This window comes from Sphingomonas chungangi, assembly GCF_013778325.1.
Lineage (GTDB): Bacteria > Pseudomonadota > Alphaproteobacteria > Sphingomonadales > Sphingomonadaceae > Solisphingomonas > Solisphingomonas chungangi.
The window spans coordinates 1-572 of the sequence record NZ_JACEIB010000009.1; the positions used below are offsets into that span (position 1 = coordinate 1).

General features: G+C 65.6%; 1 protein-coding gene. It reads left to right on the forward strand.

Annotation, left to right across the window (positions count from 1 at the left end):
* Positions 1 to 572, forward strand: a 572-nt coding sequence (locus HZF05_RS13500) for a flagellin N-terminal helical domain-containing protein (protein ID WP_281367516.1), incomplete at both ends; no start/stop codon positions are given.

Here is a 572-nt window from a genome sequence, read left to right on the forward strand (position 1 = left end):
TCCAACGCCAATGACGGCATCAGCCTGGCCCAGACCGCCGACGGCGCGCTGGACGAGGTGACCAACATGGTCCAGCGCATCCGTGAGCTGGCCGTGCAGTCCGCCTCGGGCACCTATTCGGCCGACGACCGTACCAACATGCAGGCGGAAGTCACCCAGCTGAAGTCGCAGATCAGCACGACGCTGAGCGACACCAAGTTCAACGGCACCGCGCTGTTCGACACGACCGCCAAGGGCACCGGCACGGTCACCCCCGGCACCGCAGGCTACGGCACCAAGTTCACGATCCAGACCGGATCGAACAACGGCGAGACCGTGGACGTCGACATCGGCAACCTCGACACCACCAAGGCGACCGCCGTGGTGACGGGCGCCGCCGCCGCCGGCAATATGGACGTGACAACGGTGGCGAACGCCAACACCACGATCGACAGCGCCGACGCCTTCCTGAAGACGGTCAACACCGTCCGCGCCGGCCTCGGTGCGTCCGAGAGCCAGCTGAACTCGGTGGTCAACAACCTGACCAACAACGTCACCAACCTGACCGATGCCAAGTCGCGCATCTCCGATGC